This is a genomic window from Streptomyces sp. NPDC008086, from assembly GCF_042957325.1.
Lineage (GTDB): Bacteria > Actinomycetota > Actinomycetes > Streptomycetales > Streptomycetaceae > Streptomyces.
Window position 1 is genome coordinate 481,519 of sequence record NZ_JBIBIA010000006.1, and the last position, 22,044, is coordinate 503,562.

The window sequence follows — 22,044 nt, forward strand, 5'->3', positions numbered from 1 at the left end:
GGGGCTGGTCGCGCAGTTCCCCGCGCCCCTGGGTGGGTTGCCCTACGCCACGTCAAGTCGTGCGGGGCGGCAGCTTGGGCCTTGAGCGATCCGGTACGTGTGTGTAATCCGGGGGCGTTGCCGGGGGGTTGGATTCCAGGAGGTCCAAGGCCAGTTCAACCGCGTCCGTCAGTTGGGCGTGTCTGCCCTCCGCCCAGTCCAGCGGTGTCCGGAGGACCTCCACGTCCGGGGTCACCCCCTTGTTCTCGATGGTCCAGCCGTAGGCGTCGAACCAGGCCGCGTTCATCGGGACCGTGATCACCGTGCCGTCGCCGAGGCGGTGGCGGCCGGTCATGCCGACGACTCCGCCCCAGGTGCGTTGGCCCACGACCGGGCCGAGTCCGAGGAGTTTGAAGGCGGCCGTGATCATGTCGCCGTCGGAGGAGGTCGCCTCGTCGGCGAGGGCGACGACGGGGCCGCGTGGGGCGTTCGAGGCGTACGACACGGGCTGGGCGTTTCTCGTCAGGTCCCAGCCGAGGATCGTGCGGGTCAGCTTCTCGACGACGAGTTCGCTGATGTGGCCGCCGGCGTTGCCGCGTACGTCGACGATCAGGGCGGGGCGGGACATCTCCATGCGCAGGTCGCGGTTGAACTGGGCCCAGCCCGAGCCGCCCATGTCGGGGATGTGGAGGTAGCCGCAGCGGCCGCCGCTCAACTCCCGGACGACGGCGCGGCGTTTGGCGACCCAGTCCTGGTAGCGCAGGGGGCGTTCGTCGATCAGGGGGACCACTGCCACGCGCCGCGCGCGGCCCGCCTCGCCCTCGGCGGGGGTGAAGGTCAGCTCCACGGTCGTGCCGCCGGCGCCGGCGAGCAGGGGGTAGGGGCCCGTGACCGGGTCCACGGGGCGGCCGTCGACGTGGGTGAGCACCGCGCCCTCGCGGATGCCGGTGCCCGCCAGCGGGGAGCGGGCCTTGGAGTCGGAGGACTCGCCGGGGAGGATGCGGCGGACCATCCAGTCGTCGTCGCGGCGTACGAAGTTGGCGCCCAGCAGGCCCTGCCAGCGCTGGTAGTGCGGGGGGCCCTCGTTGCGGCGGGCGGCCGTGACGTAGGCGTGGGAGGTGCCGAGTTCGCCGAGTACCTCGCGGAGCAGGTCGGCGAACTCGTCGGGGGAGGCGACCCGTTCGACCAGGGGGCGGTACTGGGCGAGGACCGCGTCCCAGTCGATGCCGCACATCCCCGGCTCCCAGAAGTACGCCCGGATCAGCCGGCCCGCCTCCTCGTACGCCTGCTTCCACTCCGCCGTCGGGTCGACCTCGTGCAGGATGCGGCGCGAGTCGATCCAGACCGTGCTGTCGCTGTCGCCGGACTCGGCGGCGGGCACCGCCCGCAGGTCGCCCTCGTCGACGAGGACGAGGCGGGAGCCGTCGCCGCTGACCGCGAACCAGTCGAGGTGGTCGACGAGTTCGGACTTCTTCGCCTTGCTGATGTTGAAGTGCTCCAGGGTCGGCCGGCCGGTCGTGTCGTCCGGGTTGGCGAACGTCTCGCCCAGCGCGCCCGAGATCGGCCAGCGCAGCCAGACCAGGCCGCCGCCCGCGACCGGGTGCAGCGCCGAGTACTTGGAGGCGCCGACCGGGAACGGGGTGACCCTGCTCTCCAGGCCCTCGGTCTCGACGGTCGGCGCGGCGCCGGTCCCGCCCTCCTCGTCCTCCACCGGGTCCAGGCCCCCGGCGGCCGGGCGGCCCTCGGGGGTCAGGGCGAAGGGGGAGGGGGTCGCGGAGGAGAGGGGGACCAGGTAGGGGCGGCAGCCCAGCGGGAAGGAGAGGTCGCCGGTGTGGACGTCGTAGACCGGGTCGAAGCCCCGCCAGGAGAGGAAGGCGAGATAGCGGCCGTCCCGGGTGAACACCGGGTTCTCGTCCTCGAAGCGGCCGCCCGTGACGTCGAGGATCAGCCCGTCCCTGATACGGGCCAGCTTGATCTGGCGCAGGGAGCGGCCGATGCCGGGGTGCGACCAGGTCAGCCAGGAGCCGTCCGGGGAGAACGCCAGGTCCCTCACGGGGCCGTTGACCGAGCTGATCAGCTCGGTGACCTCGCCGTTGGAGTCCTCCGTCGCGTCGAGCAGCAGGAGCCGTCCGTCGTGGGCGGCGATGGCGAGGCGCTCGCCCTGCGGGTCGGCGACCATCTCCAGGACCCGGCCCACCTCGCCGGAGGCCAGCCTGCGCGGCTCGCGGTCACCGGTCGCCCGCGGCAGGTAGGCGATCTCGACGGCGTCCTCGCCCTCGGCGTCCGTCACATAGGCGACCTGCCCGGCCGAACCGAGCATCTCCGGGAGCCGGACCCGTACGCCCGGCGTGTCGGTGATCGTGCGGGCCGGGCCGTCGCGGTGGGTGAGCCAGTAGAGGCTGCCGCGGACGACGACGGCACTCGCGCGGCCGGTCTCGTCGACGGAGATGCCGTCGACGTGCTGGGCGGCCGGCACCTGGTACCTGCGGCGGCCGGCGCCCGACCCGTTCAGGCGTACGTCCAGGCGGCGCGGCTCGGAGCCGGCGGCGAGGTCGTCCACGATCCACAGGTCGCCCGCGCACTGGTACACCACCCGGGTGCCGTCGCTCGCCGCGTGCCGGGCGTAGAAGGCGTCGTGGTCGGTGTGGCGGCGCAGGTCGGAGCCGTCGTACGCGCACGAGTAGAGGTTGCCGACGCCCTCGTGGTCGGAGAGGAAGGCGATCCGGCCGCCGACGAACACGGGGGAGTCGAGGTGGCCGTCGAGGTCCGCGAGCAGGCGCTCGCCGTGCAGCCACAGGCGGCCGGTGGCGCCGCCCCGGTAGCGCTTCCAGGAGGCGGGCTCGTGCGGTGGGGTGCCGGTGAGCAGCAGGGTCCGTCGCTCGCCGTCGAGGTCGGCGACCTGGATGTCGGAGCACGGCCCCCAGGGGAGTTTGCGGCCGGGGTCGCCGTCGGGGCGGACCTTGTAGGCGAAGGTGTAGTGGGAGAAGGGCTCGCCGTGGGAGGCCACGGCGAGGATCACGCCGTCGGGTGTCCAGCCGCACACCCGGGTGTCGGCCGAGCCCCAGTGGGTGAGCCGGGTCCCCGGGCCGCCGTCGACCGGGACCAGATGGATCTCGGGGACGAGGCCGCGCCAGCTCGTGTACGCGAGATGGCGGCCGTCGGGCGAGAAGCGGGGGTGGCCGGCCTTGGCGCGGTCCACGGTGAGGCGCCAGGCGCGGCCCCGGTCGTCGAGGGGGGCCAGCCACAGGTCGTCCTCGGCCACGAAGCACAACAGGTCGTCATGGAGATGCGGCAGGCGCAGATAGCTCACCTCCCCATGCTTTTCCTGTGGACGGAGCTGGGCAACTCGTGACATCCATGCCATGGCGATGTCGTCGTGACCCACGACACGAACGAAACCGTTTCGTTTCGCTGGAGGGTGCGCTACATTCGTTGTGTACGAAACAGTGTCGTTCGGAGTGGGAAGGTGAGCAGGCATGACCGAGGTCGCAACGGCGCGTCGCAGTCGGATCACCCCGGAGCGCGAGGCCGAGCTCTACGCGGCCGTGCTCGACCTGCTCCGCGAAGTCGGCTACGACGCCCTGACCATGGACGCCGTGGCCGCTCGCACCCGGTCCAGCAAGGCCACCCTCTACCGCCAGTGGGGCGGGAAGGCCGAGCTGGTCGTGAAGGCCATCCGGCACAACAAGCCTGGCCGGGACATCGGCGAGGTCGACACCGGGTCGCTTCGCGGCGACTTCCACGCGCTCATGGCGCATGCGGACGACGCCGAGATGGCGCAGAGCAGTGCCCTGATGCGCGGGCTGGCCATGGCGATGCACGCGAACCCGGACCTGCACAGGGAGTTCCGGGGCCAGATCGTCGAACCGGAGATCGTGGAGTTCCGCCGCGTGCTCCAACGCGCGGTCGACCGGGGTGAGGTCCGTCCGGACTGCCCCGCACTGGACTTCGTGGTGCACATGATGCTCGGCGCGTTCGTCACCTGCACGATCCTCGACGAGAGGCCGCCGACGCGGGCCTTCCTCACCTCGTACATCGACGCCGTGGTCCTCCCCGCCCTCGGCGCGCCCGTCCACTGACGCCCGTCACCGACGAGCCCCCTCCCCAGCAAGCCCTCCACCTGACGTAACCGCTCACGTCGTCGGGCTGATCACCCCTGCCCTCGGGCCTGGGTCGAAACCAGGCCCTACAACCCACGACCTGACCGGGAGTCGCCCTCGTGGCCACGTTCCTCTACAAACTCGGCCGGCTCGCCTTCAGGCGACGGCATTTCGTCGCACTGATATGGGTCGCGCTGCTCACCCTCGCCGGCGTCGGCGCGGCCAGTGCGCCCGCCGCCGGATCCACCTCCTTCTCGATCCCCGGCACCGAGGCGCAGAAGGCGTTCGACCTGCTGGAACAGCGCTTCCCCGGGATGAGCGCCGACGGCGCCACCGCCCGGGTCGTCTTCAAGGCGCCGCACGGCCAGAAGATGACCGACCCCGGCAACAAGGCGACCGTCGAGGACACCGTCAAGGAGCTGTCCGACGGCTCCGAGGTGGCCTCCGTCGCCGACCCGTACACCGGGCACGCCGTGAGCAAGGACGGCACGATCGCGTACGCGTCAGTGAAGTACGAGGTCTCCGGCATGGAGCTCCAGGACTCCTCGCGCGAGGCCCTTCAGGACGCGGCGCAGGACGCGCGGGACGCCGGGCTGACCGTGGAGGTCGGCGGTGACGCGCTCCAGACGACGCCCGAGACCGGCGCCACGGAGATCATCGGCATCGGGGTCGCCGCGGTCGTCCTCGTCATCACCTTCGGCTCACTCATCGCGGCCGGACTCCCGCTGCTGACCGCCCTGATCGGCGTCGGCATCGGCATCTCGACGATCACCGCGCTGGCGAGCGCGCTGGAGCTGGGCTCCACCACCTCGACGCTGGCGATGATGATCGGCCTCGCGGTCGGCATCGACTACGCCCTGTTCATCGTCTCCCGCTACCGCGCCGAACTGGCGGAGGGCCGCGAGCGCGAGGAGGCGGCCGGACGCGCCGTCGGCACGGCGGGCTCCGCGGTGGTCTTCGCGGGCCTGACGGTCGTGATCGCGCTGGTCGGCCTGTCGGTCGTCAACATCCCGATGCTGACCAAGATGGGCATCGCGGCGGCGGGCACGGTCGTGATCGCCGTGCTGATCGCGCTGACGATGATCCCGGCGCTGCTCGGCTACGCGGGCAGGAAGGTGCAGCCGACCGGGAAGAGGAGCCGCTGGATGGGCGGCGACCGGGCCGCCAAGAAGGCCGCCGCCGCGGCCACCGTCTCCGGTACGGCCTCAGGTACGGCCTCCGGTACCAACTCCGGTACGGCCGCCCCGGCCAAGCCCAACATGGGCACCCGCTGGGCCAGCTTCGTCGTACGCCGCCCGGTGGCCGTCCTCCTCCTCGGCGTCCTCGGCCTCGGTGCCGCCGCCATCCCCGCGACCTCCCTCGAACTGGGCCTGCCCGACGACGGATCGCAGCCGACGTCCACGACCCAGCGGCGGGCGTACGACCTGCTGTCCGAGGGCTTCGGGCCCGGCTTCAACGGCCCGCTGATGGTCGTGGTCGACGCGAAGGGCAGCGACGACCCGGACGCGGTCTTCAAGCAGGTCGGCAACGACGTCAAGGGCATCGAGAACGTCGTCACAGTCACGCCGGCGACGCCCAACAAGGCGGGCGACACGGCCACCATCACGGTGATCCCGGACGCCAAGCCGTCGTCCGTCACGACCGAGAACCTGGTCCACGCCATCCGTGCCAAAGGCACCGAGGTGAAGGCCGACACGGACGCGTCCGTGCTGGTCACCGGCTCCACGGCGATGAACATCGACGTCTCGGAGAAGCTGAACGACGCCCTGCTGCCCTACCTGGCCCTGGTCGTGGGCCTGGCCTTCCTCCTGCTGATCGTGGTCTTCCGTTCGGTCCTGGTCCCGCTCAAGGCGGCGCTCGGCTTCCTGCTGAGCGTGATGGCGGCCCTCGGCGCGGTCGTCGCGGTCTTCCAGTGGGGCTGGTTCGCGGGCCTCATCGGCGTGGAGGAGACCGGCCCGGTGATGTCCATGATGCCGATCTTCATGGTCGGCGTGGTCTTCGGACTCGCCATGGACTACGAGGTGTTCCTCGTGACCCGGATGCGGGAGGCCTACGTCCACGGAGAGAAGCCGAGCCAGGCGGTGGTGACCGGCTTCCGGTACGGCGCGCGCGTCGTCACGGCCGCCGCCGTGATCATGATGGCCGTCTTCGCGGGCTTCATCGGCTCGTCCGAGTCCATGGTCAAGATGATCGGCTTCGGCCTCGCCGTCGCCGTCTTCTTCGACGCCTTCGTGGTCCGCATGGCCATCGTCCCGGCGGTCCTCGCCCTCCTCGGCAAGAAGGCCTGGTGGCTGCCGAAGTGGCTGGACCGCGCCCTGCCGAACGTCGACGTGGAGGGCGAGGGGCTGCGGACGCAGACCGACAAGGACGGGGACGGCGAGCGGGAGCTGGTCCGCGTCTGAGCGGTGCTCCTGAGGAGCGACCAGTGAAGTGGGCCGGCCGGTGAGGGCTCCGTGGGGACGGGGTGCCCTCACCGGCCTTCGCGTCCTCCGCGGGCGCCGCCTGCGACATGGCGGCCGCCTCACCATCGCCCCGGGCACCCGGAATTCATTCGTGGGCCACGTATCGGCCCGCTAGCCTGCGGGACATGAACCGATTCGACGATGCTCTTCGTGAGCTCGGGCTGGCCGACCTCCAGGCGCGGATCCGCCGGTTTCCGGACGCGACCCGTACCGCCGTCGAGGCCGCCGAGGCGATCGGGTGTGAGCTCAGTCAGATCTGCAAGTCGCTGATCTTCGCGGCGGACGGCGAGCCGGTGCTGGTTCTGATGGACGGGGCCTCGCGGGTCGACGTCGAGCTCGTCCGGAAGGAACTCGGCGCCGAGAAGGTCACGCGGGCCAAGGCGGAGGTCGTACGGGAGACCACCGGGTACGCCATCGGTGGGGTACCGCCCTTCGGGCACCGTACGAAGACGCGCGTGCTCGCGGACCGTTCGCTGCTCGGCCACGACGTCGTGTGGGCCGCCGCGGGGAACCCGCACGCGGTGTTCCCGATGGCGCCCAAGGACCTCGTCACCCATGCCGGCGCCACCCTCGTGGACGTGCGCGAGCAGCCGCGGACTTCGTGACCCCGCTGGTCACGGCCGCGGTCCTGCTCGCGGCCGTCACACACGCCAGTTGGAACGCCCTCGCCCACCGGATCCCCGACAAGCTGGTGGGGTTCACGCTCATCACGGGCGGCGGGATGGTCATCGGGCTGGCCCTCATCCCGTTCGGGGGGTTTCCGGCGGCGGGGGCGTGGCCCTGTCTCCTCGCGTCGGCCCTCGTCCACATCGTGTACTTCGCGCTGCTCATGAAGTCGTTCCGGCTGGGCGACTTCGGGCAGGCGTACCCCATCGCGCGCGGCAGCGCGCCGCTCGTCGTCGCCGTGGTCGCCGCCTTCGTCGCCCATGAGGTACCGGACGGATGGGCCGCCGCCGGGATCGCGCTGTCCTGCGCGGGACTCACGGGCGTCGCGCTGTGGGGGCTGCGCGGGAACCCGCCCAACTGGGCCGCGATCGGCGCGGCGCTGGCGACCGGGCTGAGCATCGCGGCGTACACCGTGCTGGACGGGCTGGGGGTGCGGGCCTCCGGGTCGTCCCTCGGGTACATCGCCTGGCTGATGGCGGTGCAGGGACTCGCCGTGCCGGCGTACGCCGTCTGGCGCTGGCGCCGGGAGACGGTCGCGGTGCTGCGGCCGTTCGCCGGGGTGGGACTGCTGGGTGCCGCGCTGTCCTTCGCCGCGTACGCACTGGTGCTGTGGGCCCAGACGAAGGCCGAGCTGGCGCCGATAGCCGCCCTGCGGGAGTCGTCGATCATCGTCGGCGCCGCGATCGGCGCCGTGTTCTTCAAGGAGCGGTTCGGGGCGCCGCGCATCGTGGCGGCGGGGTTGCTGGTCGTGGGGATCGGGCTGATGCTGCGCGCGGGGTAGCGGGAGCCCCTGCCCGTTGTGGCCGGGGCTCCCGCACCGTCAGGTGTTCGGTCAGCCGCTGAAGGCGCCGTTGTTGCAGCCCATTGTCGAGCCGAGGTGCGTGCTCTGGGCGCCCGAATCGCCCTCGCCGTTGACGCCGCTGCCCAGGAGGCCGTTGAGGATTCCGACCACGCCGAGGATGTCGATGTTCAGGTCGTGGGACTTGCAGTTGGTGCTCTGCATCACGTCGACTTTGTTGCCCCGGGGGCCCTGGTCGGCCTGCGCGGTGCCCGCGCCCACGAGACCGACGGTGGTGAGGGCGGCGACCAGGACCGCGGCCTTGCGAAGCTTGTGCATGTCATCTCCGGTGGAGTGAGGTGGATGCGATTTAGGGAGATTAAGTAGGAAATGCCCCAAATCATCCTGTGGCGCGCCGAGTTTCGCGATCTTCTGCCGGGATGATGCTGTTCCGGGGTGACGACGGCGGCCTGAAGTCGGGCCCTACACGCGCCGCGTGATCCCCGACAGGTCGTGTGCCGTCACGCTGTTGCGGTCGGTCACGGACCGGCCGAGGGCGTGGTGGGGCCACAGCCCCGCGGCCACCCGGCGACTGCGCTCGCTCCACTGACGGGCCGCCAGGTCACCGGCCTTGTAGTGGTTGAGGGCGTAACCGCCGGTGTGGATGCGCACCAGGGTGAAGCCGCCCGGGTACTCCTTGGCGGCGGCGACCTCCTGCTGGGTCACGTGCGGGGCCCGCGACAGCACGGTGCGCTTGTTGCGGTGGGTGTGGCCGGCATGGTGGAGGAAGACGCCGGGCGCGGACGCGTAGGCGTCGACGACGGCGCGGGCCTGGCGGCGGTCCAGCTGCTGGCCGCGGGTGACCGGGAAGACCGAGTCCCGCACGGTCAGGGGGTGGTGGCCGAAGACGAGGGTCGGCTGGTCCGGGGCCTCCCTCAACCGGGCCTGGAACCACGCCAGTTGCTCCGGGCCGAGCCCGCCCGCGTCGGCGCCGTTGCCGGTCTTGACGTAGGTGTCGAGGCCGATGACCCGCAGGCCGCCGAGGTCGCGGGCGAAGTACCCCGGCCCGGCGTCACCGACCGGGAACGCGGTCTGGAAGGAGGCGTTGTCCCGGGAACGGTCGTGATTGCCGCGTACGACGAAGTAGTCCTCGCCGTGCGCGCCGAAGCCGTCCAGGATCCGCCGCGCCGCACCGAGGTCGTGCGCCGCCCCGCCCGCCGAGATGTCGCCCCCGGCCAGCAGTACGTCCGCCCCGCGCCGCCGGGCCTCCTCGACCAGGGCGCGGCTCATCAGCTCCGGATACGGTGCCCGGCCCGGCTGCTGAGGCACCCCGCGCAACAGGGGGATGCCGCCGACGAGGCCGGCGGTCGTCTCGCCGAGGTGCAGGTCGTTGCAGAGCGCGATCGACAGCAGATGCCGGCCGGGCGGCGGCTGCGGGGTGGTGAAGCAGTACGGCCCGCCGCTCGATCCGAACCCGAACGTCGAGGTGCCCACCGCGTTGCCGCGTACGAGGTGCAGCGGGGTGGGCGTCGCGGCGGTGCCCCGGGAGCGGGCCTGGTAGTAGTACGTCTGCCCCGGCTCCAGGTCGGTGAGTTCGACCTGGTGGTGGGCGGTCGGGCGGCCCTCGGACGCCGTGCGGTTGAGGCGGGAGGGGTGGGTGCCGTAGACGATCTCGCCCTCGGTGAGCGCGGGGAGGGGGTGGCCCAGGCCGTCGTCGGTGCCCGGGATCCCGGTGTACCAGGTGATGACGGCGCGGTCCTCGGTGAGGGTGACGAGTTCGAGGCTGACGGCGATCAGGTCGTCGGGGTGGGGGGAGCGGGACCGCTGCACGGCGGCAGACGCCGACTGCAGCAGGGCGGGGGCGAGACGGGCGCCGGAGCGAAGCACCTCGCAGGGGCCGGGGAGGGCCGACAGTGCCGCGAGGGCGGGGAGGTGGGCGGAGAAGCAGCAGCGCATGTCCTCGATGTGGCCCGGTGCGGTGAACGGGGGAGGTGGCGGTGGCGGCGGGGCCAGGTCCGGCGCGCGACATCTCCGTGGAACGCGACATCTCCATGGAAGCAGGGCGAAGGCGGTCACCGAAGGGAGTGTGCCGAGTCTCACTGATCCCGAGTTGCCGTGTTTGCTCCTCTGACTGGTCGGCGGTGGCCTCCTGGGCGCACCCTGGAAGCAGAACTTCCGGAGGTGATCGTCATGATGCACACCGCAGTGGGATGGCATGTCGAGCTGGAGTTCCAGGAGGACGAGACGCACACCAGGGCGGTGGCGATGGTGCGCCTCCCCGACGGCAGTGAGGTACGCGCCCACGGGCATGCCTCGCGGCACCACACGGACGCGAATCAGCCGCGGGTGGGGGAGGAGATTGCCGGGGCGCGGGCGTTGAACGAGCTGGCGATGCAGATGCTCACGAAGGCGCACAGCGAGATCGACCAGGCGTCGGGGCGTACGTCGCATCCCATTCACGTGTGAGGGTGCCGGGACAGGTTGTGTTTCGGCCGCGGCGGCGTGGGGGCTGGTCGCGCAGTTCCCCGCGCCCCTAGGGGGTTGGTGGCGCCGCGCGTCAAGAGGTGAGGTGGCTGGTCGCGCCCGCGCGGCGGAGCCGCAAATCGATACAGCCCCGCGCCCCCAAAAGATTGGGGGCGTGCCGGGCCCTGTGCTGCACTGGCGCCGAGCCTTTACGAGAGTGCTGCCCGCACCGCCCGTATCAACCCCTGGGCCCTCGGGTCCGCTGTCACCGTCTTGCGGAAGCCGTTCGTCACGTAGGCGAAGGCGATCCCCGACTCCGGGTCGGCGAAGCCCAGAGCGCCGCCGCGGCCGGGGTGGCCGAAGGAGCCCGGGCCGAGGAGGGGGGAGGCGGGGCCGTGGAGCATGTAGCCGAGGCCGAAACGGGTGTTGACGACCAGGACGCGATCCGGGCCCGACGACTCCTCCGCGCGGGCCGCCTCGACGGTCGCCGGGTCGAAGAGCCGTACGCGGTCGACCTCGCCGATCAGCGCCGCGTAGAAGCGGGCCAGACCGTCGGCCGTCGCGATGCCGTTCGTCGCGGGGAGGGCGGCGGCGAGGTAGGCGGGGTCGTTCTGGTCGGGGAACGGGGTGATGGCGGCGAAGGCGCGGCGCGTGAGGGAGTCCGGGTCGTCGTAGGCCTCGGTGACCGACCGCTTCGGGCGTGAGCGCAGTCCACCGGCCGGTTCAGGACCGTCGACCCGGCCGGTACGGCCCACCCGTGCCGCCTCCGACTCCGGCAGTCCCAGCCACAGGTCCAGGCCCAGCGGACCGGTGACCTCCGCCGCGAGCCACTCGCCCGCCCAGCGTCCCGTCACCCGCCGCACGAGTTCGTCCAGCAGCCAGCCGTACGTCAGTGCGTGATAGCCGTGGTCGGTGCCCGGCTCCCATGCGGGCGCCTGCGCGGCCACCGCCTCGGGGCCGCGGTGCGGGTCCAGGGCCTCCTCGGGCGTGAGCGGGTGGTCCAGCACCGGGAGCCCGGCGCGGTGGTTCAGGACGTGCCGGACCAGCAGCCGCTCCTTGCCGTGCGCCTTGAACTCCGGCCAGTACGCGGCCACCGGCGCGTCCAGGTCCAGCTCTCCGCGCTGATGGAGGAGGAGCGGTACGGCGGCGGCGACCCCCTTGGTCGCCGAGCGCACGACCTGCGCGGTCCCGTGCTCCCAGGGCCGCGTGCCGTCGACGTCCTTCGTACCGGCCCACAGGTCGACGACCTTGCGCCCGTCCCGGTACACGGCGACCGCCGCACCCCGCTCGCCGAGCGAGGTGAAGTTCCGTACGAACGCCTCCCTGACCGGCTCGAAGCCCTCGGCCACTGTGCCGTTCACATCCACGTCCGTACTCCCTGCGCCTGTGCTCCACGGCCACCGCCAGCCATCCCAACACAGGCCCGAGTCCCCCGATTCCAACTGTGGCCGACGTCTCCCCGACCGATCCCGGCCGCGGAATTCAGCCCAGCAAAATGCTCACGTCGATGTTCCCCCGAGTCGCGTTCGAATACGGGCACACCTCGTGCGCCGCATCCACCAGCTTCGCCGCGAGGTCCGCGTCCAGTACCGGCAGGGACACGCTGAGGGCCACCGCGAGGCCGTAGCCGCGGTGCTTGTTGGGGCCGATGCCGACCTTCGCGGAGACCGTGGACCCGGTGAGGTCGTAGCCCGCGCGGTTGCCTACCAGGATCAGCGCGTTGTGGAAGCAGGCGCTGTAGCCGGCGGCGAACAGCTGCTCGGGGTTGGTGCCGTTGCCGTCACCGCCGAGTGCCGGCGGCATCGCGACCTTGAGCTCGATCTGCCCGTCCAGGCTGGTGACGAAGCCGTCCCGGCCGCCGTGCGCGGTGGCCTCGGCGACGTACATGATCTTCGTCGGACGGGTGTCGACTGCCGTGCCCTCGTCGGTCATGGTTGGCCCTCCCCCAGAAGGAACGTGCGCAAGTACATCGTGCACAAGGTACTGGCCGGTATGGGGCCGCTGTTACCAGGGGGTAGTAACCATTGGTAAGCCGAGATCAGCGGGCCCGGTCGGCGGCGGCCGTCGCCTTCGCCGCCAGCTGCCACAGCTCCTCGCGCAGCCGCTTCACCTCCGGGCCGCCGAGCCCGGTCTCCGCGAGCAGCGTGCCGGGTACGCACTGTGCGCGCTCCCGCAGCCCCTCGCCCTGCGCGGTGACCGCGACGAGCACCGACCGCTCGTCCCGCGCCGACCGCTCCCGCCGCACCAGCCCGGCCGCCTCCAGCCGCTTCAGCAGCGGGGAGACGGTCCCGTAGTCGAGCCGGAGGGCCGCCGCCAGTTCCTTCACCGTCGTCTCGCCGCGCTCCCACAGGACCAGCAGGACGAGGTACTGCGGGTAGGTGAGCCCGAGTTCGTCGAGGAGCGGGCGGTAGGCGGCCGTCACGGCGCGCTGGGCTGCGTACAGCGCGAAGCACAGCTGCTCGTCGAGCAACAGCGAGCCCTTGGTCTCCTCGTTCGTCACGCGCCCTCCCTCACGCGCGAACCGGCTTCGCCCGGCTCGCGCGGGGGCACCCCCACCACGGACCGCGGATCGAAGCCGAACGGCAGCTCCAGCCGATGCGTGCGCATCAGCTCGTCGTCGGACAGCAGCTCCGCCGTCCTGCCGTCCGCCGCGATCACGCCCTCGCTGAGGACGAGCGAGCGCGGGCACAGCTCCAGGGCGTACGGCAGGTCGTGCGTGACCATGAGGACGGTGACGTCCAAGGAGCGCAGGATGTCGGCCAGTTCACGGCGGGAGGCGGGGTCGAGGTTGGAGGAGGGCTCGTCGAGGACGAGGATCTCCGGCTCCATCGCCAGCACCGTCGCCACCGCGACCCGGCGGCGCTGGCCGAAGGAGAGATGGTGCGGCGGGCGGTTCTTGAACTCCGCCATGCCGACCCGCTCCAGGGCCCGGTCGACGCGTTCCTCCAGCTCCGGCCCCTTGAGCCCGGCCGCCGCGGGCCCGAAGGCCACGTCCTCGCGGACCGTCGGCATGAACAGCTGGTCGTCCGGGTCCTGGAACACGATCCCGACCCGGCGCCGGATCTCGGCCATGTGCTGCTTGCCGACGGGCAGCCCGGCGACGTGCACCGTGCCCGTGCCGCCGCTCAGGATGCCGTTGAGGTGGAGGACGAGCGTCGTCTTGCCGGCGCCGTTCGGGCCGAGCAGCGCGACCCGTTCGCCGCGCGCGAGGGAGAAGTCCACGCCGAACAGGGCCTGGTGGCCGTCGGGGTAGGCGAAGGCCAGACCGGCCACTTCCAGGGAGGGAATCGGTTCCGTCACAGCGACCATCCCAGCAGACAGACGACGAGGGCGGCGAAGGGGAGCGCGAGGGCGTACGACCACTGCGCCCGGGACGCGGTCACCTCGTCGATCACCGGCATCGAACCGGCGTACCCCCGGCTGATCATGGCCAGATGCACGCGCTCGCCGCGCTCGTAGGACCGGATGAACAGCGCGCCCGCCGACTTCGCGAGCACGCCCCAGTGCCGTACGCCCTTCGCCTCGAAGCCGCGCGACTCACGGGCGACGCGCATGCGCCGCATCTCGTCCGTGATCACGTCGCCGTAGCGGATCATGAACGACGCGATCTGCACGAGCAGCGGTGGCAGCCTCAACCGCTGCAGTCCCAACAGCAGTTCCCGCAGCTCGGTCGTCGAGGCGAGCAGCACGGAGGCGGCGACGCCGAGGGTGCCCTTGGCCAGCACGTTCCAGGCGCCCCACAGTCCGCTGACGCTCAGCGACATCCCCAGCGCCTCGACCCGCTCGCCCTCCGCCACGAACGGCATCAGCACCGCGAACGCGACGAACGGCACCTCGATCAGCAGCCGCTTCAGCAGAAACCCGGCGGGCACGCGGGCGGCGTACGCGACGAGCGCGAGCAGCACGGCGTACAGCCCGAACGCCCACATCGCCTCCCGCGGTGTCGACACCACGACCACCACGAACGCGAACGTCGCGGCGAGCTTGGTGTGCGGCGGCAGACCGTGCACGGGCGAGTGCCCGTGCCGGTAGAGCCGGTGCGCGTGCCCTGCGCCCATGTCAGACGCTCGTGCTCGTGGGGGACACGTCGGCCCCCTCGTCCGTACGACGCCTGCGCACCGCCCAGAAGACGCCGGTGCCCGCGACGACGGTCGCGCCGACGCCGATCACTCCGGCGAGACCACCCGAGAGGCGGACGTTGTCGATGTTCTTGACGCCGTAGTCGGCGAGCGGCGAGTCGGCACTGGCGTGCTCCTCGGCGGACTCGGCGAAGCCCTTGTCCTCGGCGACCTTCTCCAGGCCGTCGGGGCTGGCGGAGGCGTAGAAACTGACGAATCCGGCCAGCACGAGGGAGGTGGCCAGGCCGCTGATCCACAGGGTGCGGCGCGAGGTCCGTGCGGCGACGGGCCGCGCGGCCTCGGCGGCCGGGGCGTCGACGAGTTCGCCGCCGACCCGCAGCTTCAGCGGCTGTCGCAGGTCACGGGCGCCGTACACCAGGTCCGGGCGTACGGCGACGACGGCGCCGATGGTCAGCGCGGTGATCACGGCCTCGCCGATGCCGATCAGCAGGTGGACGCCGACCATGGCGGTGGCGACCTTGCCGATCGAGACGTCGGTGGTGCCGCCGATCCAGAACAGCAGCGTGAACGCGAGGGCCGCGGCCGGCACCGACACGATCGCGGCGACGAAGGAGGCCGCGGTGATCGAGCGCCGGGTCTTCGGCAGGACCTTCACCAGGCCGCGGAAGACGACGTAGGCCACGACGACGCCGACGATCGCCATGTTGGTGATGTTCACGCCGAGCGCGGTCAGGCCGCCGTCCGCGAAGAGGATGCCCTGCATCAGCAGGACGACGGAGATGCACAACGCGCCGGTATAGGGGCCGACGAGGATGGCGGCGAGGGCGCCGCCGAGCAGATGTCCGCTGGTCCCGGCCGCGACGGGGAAGTTCAGCATCTGCACCGCGAAGATGAACGCGGCCACCAGGCCGGCCAGCGGCGCCGTCCGCTCGTCGAGCTCGCGGCGCGCACCGCGCAGGCTCACGGCGACCGCGGCCGCGGCGACCACTCCGGTCACGGCGGAGGTCGGGGCGTCTATGAATCCGTCAGGTACATGCACCCTTCGATGGTGTGGCTTGATGCGAACCATTCGCAAGAGCGGCTCACTCTCTGTTGTAAACACGAGATAAGACGCTCCGGAGGGTGTAATACCGGAAATATGGGACATTGGAGGGGAGGCGGATGCATGGTTTCCGCGCAGGTGACGCACGGTAAGGGGACGTCCGATGTCCGTAGTCGAGCAGTATGCGCGAGCCCATATCGTCACTGACGCGGACCTCTTGGCGGAGGAACAGGACGCCGTTCCGGTCGTGTTGAAGTACGACCCCGAGACCGATCCGCGCCTGGTGCGCATGCGGTTGCCCGGCCGCCGGTCACGCGAGTGGACCTTCTCGCGCTCCCTGCTGGAACAGGGCCTGCGCGCGCCCGCGGGCAGCGGGGAGATACAGGTGTGGCCGTGCGGCCGCGTGCAGACCGTGGTGGAGTTCCACTCCGCGCAAGGCGTCTCGGTGGTGCAGTTCGAGACGAAGGCCCTGATGAGGTTCCTGCGGCGGACATATCTGGCCGCCGCACCCACCGCGCCCGTCGAGCGTGAGCCTCAGCTGAGGAGCTGACCCTCAGCCGCCCAGCTTCAGCAGATCCGCCACGATCGGCCCAGCCGTGTCACCGCCGTGGCCGCCCGCCTGGACCACGCCCGCCGCCGCCAGGTCGCCCCGGTACGCGGTGAACCAGCCGTTCGGCTTCTTCTGGCCGTCGACCTCCGCCGAGCCCGTCTTCGCGCCGACGTCACCGGTGACCCCGGACATCGCCTCGGCCGCCGTGCCGTAGGCCGCCGTGTACGCCATCAGCTCGCGCAGCTGGGACAGCGTGGACGCGGACAGGGAGCGGGAGGCGGTGGCGAGAGTGCGGTTGTCGACCGAGGGGGCCACCAGGTAGGGCTGCTTGAAGGTGCCCGTCTTCACGGTCGCCGACACCGACGCCATGTTCAGCGGGTTCATCCGCACACCGCCCTGGCCGATGAGCGAGGCCGCCATCTGGGCCTGCGACTGGACCGGGACGGAGCCGTCGAAGGTCGGGACGCCGACGGACCAGTTGTTCATGGAGAGGCCGAAGACCTGCTGAGCCTGCTGGGTCAGGCTGTCGTTGTCCAGCGCGGGCGCCTGGCTGATGAAGGCCGTGTTGCAGGAGCGGGCGAAGCTCGCCTTGAAGGTGCCGCCCTTGATCTCGAACTTGTCGTCGTTCTGGAACTTCCAGCCGCCGTACGTGAAGTACTTCGGGCAGGGGTGCTCCTTGTCCGCCGACGCGAGGCCCTTGTCGATCAGCAGCGAGGAGGTGATGACCTTCATCGTGGAGCCGGGCGCGAGGGAGCCCTGGAAGGCCGTGTTGAAGCCGTGCGAGGAGTTCGCGACGGCCAGGATCTCACCGGTCGAGGGGCGCAGCACGACCACCGACGCCCGCGACTTGGCGGCGACCTGCTGCTCCGCGGCGGCCTGCATCGTCGGGCTCAGCGTCGTCTTCACCGTGCCCGGGGTGCCCTGGCTCAGCTCCAGCAGGGTCTTGTCGGACAGCTCGGCCTTCTTCGACGCCTCGCCCCGGACCACCTGGAGCTCGACGCCCGCCTTGCCGCCGGCCTTGTCGCCGTACTTCTCGCGCAGCCCGTCCAGGACGGAGCCCAGCGACGGGTACTTGTCCTCGGTGATCTCGCCGCCGTCCCGGTCGAGGGCCTTGACCGGCGGGGTGCCGGACTCGCCGGTGACGAGGGTGTCGCCGTCCTTCAGGTCGGGGTGGACGATCGCCGAGTGCCACTCGACGAGCGGCTTGCCGTCCTCGGCGCGCCGCACGACCGTCAGCGAACTGCCGTACGCCAGCGGCTTGGTGGTGCCCTTGTAGGAGACGGTGCCCTTCACGGCGAAGGGGACCTTGTCGCCGGTGCGGGCGCCGGCGGTGAGGGTGACGTCCTTGATGTGGGCGTCCTTGGTGTAGCCGGTCAACAGGGCCTTGGCGGCCGTGGTGTCGTCCGTGGCGGCGGCCGCCTCGGTGACCTGCCCCCGCTGCCAGGCGGTGAGGAACTCGCGGGCCGCGGACGTGACCTCGGTCGCCGACAGGGGGCCGGTCTTGACGTCCTTGGCCTTGTCGTCGGCGCTCGCCGACGTCGACTGCGTACGGCTGTCGGCGACGGCCCCGCCGCCGAACAGCGCGTAGGCGCCGAACCCGGCGCCGCCGACGACCACGGCGATCATCCCGCCGAGCACGGCGGGGTTGGTCTTCCGTCGCTCAGCGACGCGCCCTCTGTTGCCCACTGCTTTCCGTTCCCTCGCGTATTCCAGGGGCCCCCGCCGCCCCGCCTGACTCACGCATACCAACGACGGGGACCACCCTAGAGTCCCGTGCCCCAGGGGATGAGTTCAGCCGGACGCTCGTAGCACGTCTGCGACAATCGGGCCCGCCGCGTCGCTGCCGTGGCCGCCCTGCTGGGCCATGGCCGCGGCCGCCACGTCATCGCGGAAACCGGTGAACCAGCTGTCCGAGGTGGCCTCTCCGCCGACCTCGGCGGAACCGGTCTTGGCGCCGATGTCACCGCTCAGCCCGGACATGACCTGCACGGCGGTGCCCGGGGACGAGGTCGCGGTCAGTCGCATCATCTGCTTCAGCTGGGCGACGGTGCTCGACCGCAGCCCGTCGGCGGTGGCGAACGGGCGGTCGTCGAGGTCGCGGGCGACCAGGTACGGCTGCCGGAACGTGCCCGTGATCGCGGTCGCCGTCACCGAGGCCATGTTCAGCGGGTTCATCTCGACCTGGCCCTGACCGATGGCGTTGGCCGCGCGGTCCGGGCCGGTGGAGGCGGGGACGCTGCCGTCGAAGGAGGTGATGCCGGTCTTCCAGTCGCGGCCGAGCCCGAAGCGCTGCTCGGCCTCCGCCGTCAGCGAGGCGTCGGAGAGCGGATCCTCGTCGACGAGCTTGATGAAGGCCGTGTTGCAGGAGCGCATGAAGCCGGCCGCGAGCGTGGCGCTCGCGCTCTCGTCCGGCTTCATACCGGTGAGGTTCTTGAAGGTCTGGCTCTGCCAGGTCGCCGTGGACGGGCAGGGCGCGGGCCCGTTCATCGTGGTCACGCCGTTGTCGATCAGCATCGCCGAGGTGATGATCTTCATCGTGGAGCCCGGCGGGACACGTCCCTCGAAGGCCGCGTTGAAGGCGTCGTCGCGGTGGTTGGCCACCGCCAGGACCTCGCCGGTGCTCGGCTTGACGGCCACCACCGAGGACTGGGCGTACTTCTTCACCGCCTTCTCGGCCGCCGCCTGCACGCTCGCGCTGAGCGTCGTCTCCAGCTTGCCGGGCCTGCCCTTGGCGAGGGTCAGCAGCGAGGTGTCCGGCGACTCGTCGGCGTGCCGGATCGCCAGCTCGATGCCGGGGGTGCCGCCCGCCTTGCTGCCGTATCTGTCGCGCAGGGTGTCCAGGACCGGGCCGAGGGAGGGGTACTTCTCCTTCGTCAGCACGGTGCCGTCGCGGTCGACGGCCTCGATGGGCGGGGCCGAGGCCTCGCCGGTGACCAGCCTGTCGTCCTTCTTCAGCTGCGGGTGGATCACGGTCGGCTGCCAGTCGACGAGGGCCCGGCCGGTGGTGATGCCGCGCACCACCTTGAGCTCGCTCTTGTAGCTGAGCGGCTTGGACTTGCCGTCGTAGGTGACCTTCGCCTTCACCGTGAAGGGCACGGTCGCGCCGGTCGCCCTGCCCGGCGTGATCTTCACGCCGGTGATGTGCGCGCCCTCGCTGAAGGACGTCAGCACCGGCACGGCCGCCGCGTCGTTGTTCGTGTACGCCGCCGCCTGGGCCGACTCCCCCTTCTCCCAGGCCGCGAAGAACTTCGCCGTGGTCTCCTCGACCTCCTCGGCGCTCGGCGGCCCCGACCGCACCGGCGCCGGCCCTCCCTGGCCGGTCGCCCCTCCGCCGTTCAACGCCGACATGATGTTGTACGCGCCGTACCCGGCCCCGCCCACCATCAGGGCGAACACGCCGCCTATGACGGCGTTTCTGACCCCCTTGGACATGTGTCCCTCCCCGTTTCGGTCCACCGCACTGTAAGTGGCGTGGGGGACCACTGGGGGAACTGTTTTCTTTTGTTGTCCGAATGTGTGACCGATTCTTGGCCGAACGAACGGGCTGGCCCGGGGGTTGTCAAGCCCCGAAATGCAGTGCCGTGACGCGAACCTGCGGCCGGGGCGCAATGGAGGCAGGGGTCGCCGCGGAGGTGTGGCACCACGGAGACGAGGAGCGATCGACATGCTGAGCAGCACTGAACCGACCCGGATCTGGCAGGCGCTGCTGTCGGCCCTGCGCCGACGGGTCACGGCCCGTGCCTCGCTGCTCTGGCTGATCGCCGCCGCCGCTCTGTTCGCGCTCTGCCTCGGCTCGTTCGTGTCGTGGGCCGCGGAGGACCGTGCCGTCGTCCTGGCCCCCGTCAGCGGCAGCCACGAGAGCGCGCCACCGGGGGATGTGGACGAGGCAGAGCCGGCGGAGGATGTCGCGGCCCTGGAGAGCGCGTCGGCCTCGCCGAGCATCCTGCCGGTCGTGGTCTCCGGGGTGTCCGGCTTCGGCGGGCTGCTGAGCGGTGCCGCGGCGATGATCACGGTGCTGCGCGCCGCCGACAAGGGGAGCCCGAAGCAGGCCCCGCACACCCCGCGGCGCGGGCGGCACTGTGGCTGCGGACGCGTCGGGCCGTCGTCAGTCCGGCTGGGCGTGACCGGTGACGGCCGCTGACGATCACCGGCGACCGGCCGTCGCCGTCCGTCGGCCGGCTACACCCAGGTGTCCAGCCACATCCGCGAGCGCCAGCTGTCTATGGGGATCGCCGTGCCCGTGTAGAGGGGCCAGAAGTAGATGAAGTTCCAGGCGATCAGCAGGACCAGGACGCCCGCGCCCGTGGCGCCGGCCACCCGGCGGGTGTCACTGGAGCCCGGCGGGCCGATGATCGCGCCCAGGAGCATGGCCACGGCCAGGCAGAGGAAGGGCAGGAAGACGACGGCGTAGAAGAAGAAGATGGTGCGTTCCTGGTAGAGGAACCAGGGGAGGTAGCCGGCCGCGACGCCGCAGGCGATGGCGCCCGCCCGCCAGTCGCGGCGGAAGACCCAGCGCCACAGGACGTACAGGACCGCGAACGCGGCCACCCACCACAACAGCGGGGTGCCGATCGCCAGCACCTCGCGCGCGCACTTCTCGCCCGCGTCGACGGGGCAGCCGTCCTTGCCGGGCGCGGGGGACTCGTAGAAGTACGACACCGGGCGGCCGACGACGATCCAGCTCCACGGGTTGGACTGGTAGGTGTGCGGCGACGACAGGCCGACGTGGAACTCGTACACCTGGGACTCGTAGTGCCACAGGCTCAGCCACCAGTCGGGGAACAGCCACGACCAGCTGCTGCCGCGGCCGTCGGCGCCCGCCCAGTTGCGGTAGTAGCCGCCGGTGCCGTCCGTCGGGGAGAGGATCCAGCCGGCCCACGACGCGATGTAGGTGACGATCGCCACCGGCACCGTCGCCAGGAAGGCGAGGCCCAGGTCGCGCTTGAGGACCGCGGTGTAGGGGTGGCGGGCACCGGCGACCCTGCGGGCGCCGACGTCCCACAGCACCGTCATCAGGCCGAACGCGACCAGGAAGTACAGGCCGTTCCACTTGGTGCCGATCGCCAGGCCCAGCATCAGACCGGCCAGCCAGCGATAGGGGCGCCATCCCAGGCGAAGGGTCTGCGCGACGTCCGCGTCGGGGCGGACCCGGCCGTCCGGGTCGGCCGGCAGCGCGGCGGCGAGGCGCGCGCGGGCCCGGTCCCGGTCGAGGACGAGGCAGCCGAACGCCGCCAGCACGAAGAACATCAGCACCCCGTCGAGCAGCGAGGTGCGCGCCATCACGAACGCCAGCCCGTCCACCGCCATCAGCGCGCCCGCGAGGCAGCCGAGGAAGGTCGAGCGGAAGATACGGCGGCCGATACGGCACAGCAGCAGGACGGCCAGGGTGCCCAGCAGCGCCGTCATGAACCGCCAGCCGAACGGGTTGAACCCGAAGACCAGCTCGCCCAGCCCGATGACGTACTTGCCGACCGGCGGGTGGACGACGTACGCCGCGTCCGTCGGGATCTTGACCTGGCTGCCGATGTCGAGGATCAGGTCGTTGGCGTTCTTGTCCCAGTTGACCTCGAAACCGCGGTGGACCAGCGCCCAGGCGTCCTTGGCGTAGTACGTCTCGTCGAATATCACCGCCTTGGGGCTGCCCAGGTTCCAGAACCGCAGCACCCCGGCGAGCAGCGTCACCAGCAGCGGACCGATCCAGCCCGACCAGCGCGCGATCCGCTCGGCGAGCGGCCGCGGTACGCCGAGGAACTGCCACATCCGCGGGCTGGGCTGGACATACGGCGGCACGAGCCGGTCGCGGACGTCGCTCCAGGGCGTCGCCGTGTAGCCGAATCGGCGCAGCCGCTGCTGCCACGACGGCCGCTGCTCGTGGGTCGCCTGGCCCTGCCGGGTGTCCGTGGAGGACGCGGTACTGGTCACCGC

The 22,044-nt window shown here is 71.4% G+C and carries 19 protein-coding genes; 7 read left to right on the forward strand and 12 right to left on the reverse strand.

The features are described from left to right. Positions 1-52 precede the first annotated feature (52 nt). On the reverse strand, positions 53-3,289 hold the full coding sequence (locus ACFZBP_RS23575) for a S41 family peptidase (protein WP_391415819.1): 3,237 nt from the start codon (positions 3,287-3,289) through the stop codon (positions 53-55). A 166-nt stretch (positions 3,290-3,455) separates the two neighbouring features. On the opposite strand from ACFZBP_RS23575, the gene ACFZBP_RS23580 reads away from it, so the two are divergent. From ACFZBP_RS23580 to ACFZBP_RS23595, 4 genes are all read left to right on the forward strand, one after another. Then, positions 3,456-4,058 (forward strand): TetR/AcrR family transcriptional regulator C-terminal ligand-binding domain-containing protein, encoded by a 603-nt coding sequence (locus ACFZBP_RS23580; protein WP_391415821.1) that lies wholly within the window; start codon positions 3,456-3,458, stop codon positions 4,056-4,058. A 140-nt stretch (positions 4,059-4,198) separates the two neighbouring features. Further along, positions 4,199-6,481, forward strand: a complete 2,283-nt coding sequence (locus ACFZBP_RS23585; RefSeq protein ID WP_391415823.1) for an MMPL family transporter — start codon at positions 4,199-4,201, stop codon at positions 6,479-6,481. Positions 6,482-6,666: 185 nt separating this feature from the next. Then, positions 6,667-7,146 carry a YbaK/EbsC family protein gene (locus ACFZBP_RS23590; RefSeq protein WP_391415826.1) on the forward strand — a complete coding sequence of 160 codons (480 nt, stop codon included), beginning with the start codon at positions 6,667-6,669 and terminating at the stop codon, positions 7,144-7,146. After that, positions 7,143-7,988, forward strand: a complete 846-nt coding sequence (locus tag ACFZBP_RS23595; RefSeq protein ID WP_383447971.1) for an EamA family transporter — start codon at positions 7,143-7,145, stop codon at positions 7,986-7,988. Before ACFZBP_RS23590 ends, ACFZBP_RS23595 begins: the two co-directional genes overlap by 4 nt. Positions 7,989-8,039: 51 nt before the next feature. Here the strand turns inward: ACFZBP_RS23595 and ACFZBP_RS23600 are convergent, their stop codons facing one another. Continuing rightward, on the reverse strand, positions 8,040-8,324 hold the full coding sequence (locus ACFZBP_RS23600) for a hypothetical protein (RefSeq protein ID WP_383447974.1): 285 nt from the start codon (positions 8,322-8,324) through the stop codon (positions 8,040-8,042). Between the two features lie 144 nt (positions 8,325-8,468). Continuing rightward, entirely contained in the window at positions 8,469-9,941 is a 1,473-nt protein-coding gene (locus ACFZBP_RS23605; protein ID WP_391415829.1) for a metallophosphoesterase, read from the reverse strand. Positions 9,942-10,175: 234 nt separating this feature from the next. On the opposite strand from ACFZBP_RS23605, the gene ACFZBP_RS23610 reads away from it, so the two are divergent. Next, a complete protein-coding gene (locus ACFZBP_RS23610; RefSeq protein WP_391415831.1) occupies positions 10,176-10,451 on the forward strand; it encodes a dsRBD fold-containing protein in 276 nt (91 codons plus the stop codon). A 206-nt stretch (positions 10,452-10,657) separates the two neighbouring features. Here ACFZBP_RS23610 and ACFZBP_RS23615 read toward each other — a convergent pair whose 3' ends face one another. The 6 genes from ACFZBP_RS23615 to ACFZBP_RS23640 all read right to left on the reverse strand — a co-directional run bounded on the left by ACFZBP_RS23615 (position 10,658) and on the right by ACFZBP_RS23640 (position 15,566). Then, positions 10,658-11,815 carry a serine hydrolase gene (locus ACFZBP_RS23615; RefSeq protein WP_391415833.1) on the reverse strand — a complete coding sequence of 386 codons (1,158 nt, stop codon included), beginning with the start codon at positions 11,813-11,815 and terminating at the stop codon, positions 10,658-10,660. Between the two features lie 115 nt (positions 11,816-11,930). Beyond that, positions 11,931-12,380 (reverse strand): Ohr family peroxiredoxin, encoded by a 450-nt coding sequence (locus tag ACFZBP_RS23620; RefSeq protein WP_391415835.1) that lies wholly within the window; start codon positions 12,378-12,380, stop codon positions 11,931-11,933. 106 nt (positions 12,381-12,486) lie between these two features. Next, a complete protein-coding gene (locus ACFZBP_RS23625) occupies positions 12,487-12,948 on the reverse strand; it encodes a MarR family transcriptional regulator (RefSeq protein ID WP_391415837.1) in 462 nt (153 codons plus the stop codon). Continuing rightward, on the reverse strand, positions 12,945-13,757 hold the full coding sequence (locus ACFZBP_RS23630) for an ATP-binding cassette domain-containing protein (RefSeq protein ID WP_391415839.1): 813 nt from the start codon (positions 13,755-13,757) through the stop codon (positions 12,945-12,947). The genes ACFZBP_RS23625 and ACFZBP_RS23630 overlap by 4 nt, the downstream gene beginning before the upstream one ends. Continuing rightward, positions 13,745-14,506: a cobalt ECF transporter T component CbiQ gene (cbiQ, locus tag ACFZBP_RS23635; protein WP_391415841.1), complete on the reverse strand. Its 762-nt coding sequence runs from the start codon at positions 14,504-14,506 to the stop codon at positions 13,745-13,747. Before cbiQ ends, ACFZBP_RS23630 begins: the two co-directional genes overlap by 13 nt. A 1-nt stretch (position 14,507) precedes the next feature. After that, a complete protein-coding gene (locus ACFZBP_RS23640) occupies positions 14,508-15,566 on the reverse strand; it encodes an energy-coupling factor ABC transporter permease (protein WP_383447998.1) in 1,059 nt (352 codons plus the stop codon). A 166-nt stretch (positions 15,567-15,732) separates the two neighbouring features. Between ACFZBP_RS23640 and ACFZBP_RS23645 the strand changes: the two genes are divergently transcribed. Next, the gene (locus ACFZBP_RS23645; RefSeq protein WP_391415843.1) at positions 15,733-16,119 is read left to right on the forward strand and encodes an SsgA family sporulation/cell division regulator; all 387 of its coding nucleotides are present in this window, start codon (positions 15,733-15,735) and stop codon (positions 16,117-16,119) included. A gap of 3 nt (positions 16,120-16,122) precedes the next feature. Here the strand turns inward: ACFZBP_RS23645 and ACFZBP_RS23650 are convergent, their stop codons facing one another. Then, the gene (locus ACFZBP_RS23650) at positions 16,123-17,805 is read right to left on the reverse strand and encodes a penicillin-binding transpeptidase domain-containing protein (protein ID WP_391415845.1); all 1,683 of its coding nucleotides are present in this window, start codon (positions 17,803-17,805) and stop codon (positions 16,123-16,125) included. 105 nt (positions 17,806-17,910) lie between these two features. Then, on the reverse strand, positions 17,911-19,551 hold the full coding sequence (locus ACFZBP_RS23655; RefSeq protein WP_391415847.1) for a penicillin-binding transpeptidase domain-containing protein: 1,641 nt from the start codon (positions 19,549-19,551) through the stop codon (positions 17,911-17,913). Positions 19,552-19,783: 232 nt separating this feature from the next. On the opposite strand from ACFZBP_RS23655, the gene ACFZBP_RS23660 reads away from it, so the two are divergent. After that, positions 19,784-20,260 (forward strand): hypothetical protein, encoded by a 477-nt coding sequence (locus tag ACFZBP_RS23660; protein ID WP_391415850.1) that lies wholly within the window; start codon positions 19,784-19,786, stop codon positions 20,258-20,260. Between the two features lie 38 nt (positions 20,261-20,298). On the opposite strand, the gene ACFZBP_RS23665 is transcribed toward ACFZBP_RS23660, so the two are convergent. Then, positions 20,299-22,041: a phospholipid carrier-dependent glycosyltransferase gene (locus ACFZBP_RS23665; RefSeq protein WP_391415852.1), complete on the reverse strand. Its 1,743-nt coding sequence runs from the start codon at positions 22,039-22,041 to the stop codon at positions 20,299-20,301. Positions 22,042-22,044: the final 3 nt, after the last annotated feature.

What these genes read in the sequence shown, in the direction of transcription:
- ACFZBP_RS23645 (WP_391415843.1), top strand. Translation starts at nt 15,733, where the DNA reads ATGTCCGTAGTCGAGCAGTATGCGCGAGCCCATATCGTCACTGACGCG.
- ACFZBP_RS23600 (WP_383447974.1), bottom strand. Translation starts at nt 8,324, where the DNA reads ATGCACAAGCTTCGCAAGGCCGCGGTCCTGGTCGCCGCCCTCACCACC.
- ACFZBP_RS23580 (WP_391415821.1), top strand. Translation starts at nt 3,456, where the DNA reads ATGACCGAGGTCGCAACGGCGCGTCGCAGTCGGATCACCCCGGAGCGC.
- ACFZBP_RS23610 (WP_391415831.1), top strand. Translation starts at nt 10,176, where the DNA reads ATGATGCACACCGCAGTGGGATGGCATGTCGAGCTGGAGTTCCAGGAG.
- ACFZBP_RS23660 (WP_391415850.1), top strand. Translation starts at nt 19,784, where the DNA reads ATGCTGAGCAGCACTGAACCGACCCGGATCTGGCAGGCGCTGCTGTCG.
- ACFZBP_RS23630 (WP_391415839.1), bottom strand. Translation starts at nt 13,757, where the DNA reads ATGGTCGCTGTGACGGAACCGATTCCCTCCCTGGAAGTGGCCGGTCTG.
- ACFZBP_RS23620 (WP_391415835.1), bottom strand. Translation starts at nt 12,380, where the DNA reads ATGACCGACGAGGGCACGGCAGTCGACACCCGTCCGACGAAGATCATG.
- ACFZBP_RS23605 (WP_391415829.1), bottom strand. Translation starts at nt 9,941, where the DNA reads ATGCGCTGCTGCTTCTCCGCCCACCTCCCCGCCCTCGCGGCACTGTCG.
- ACFZBP_RS23655 (WP_391415847.1), bottom strand. Translation starts at nt 19,551, where the DNA reads ATGTCCAAGGGGGTCAGAAACGCCGTCATAGGCGGCGTGTTCGCCCTG.
- cbiQ (WP_391415841.1), bottom strand. Translation starts at nt 14,506, where the DNA reads ATGGGCGCAGGGCACGCGCACCGGCTCTACCGGCACGGGCACTCGCCC.
- ACFZBP_RS23590 (WP_391415826.1), top strand. Translation starts at nt 6,667, where the DNA reads ATGAACCGATTCGACGATGCTCTTCGTGAGCTCGGGCTGGCCGACCTC.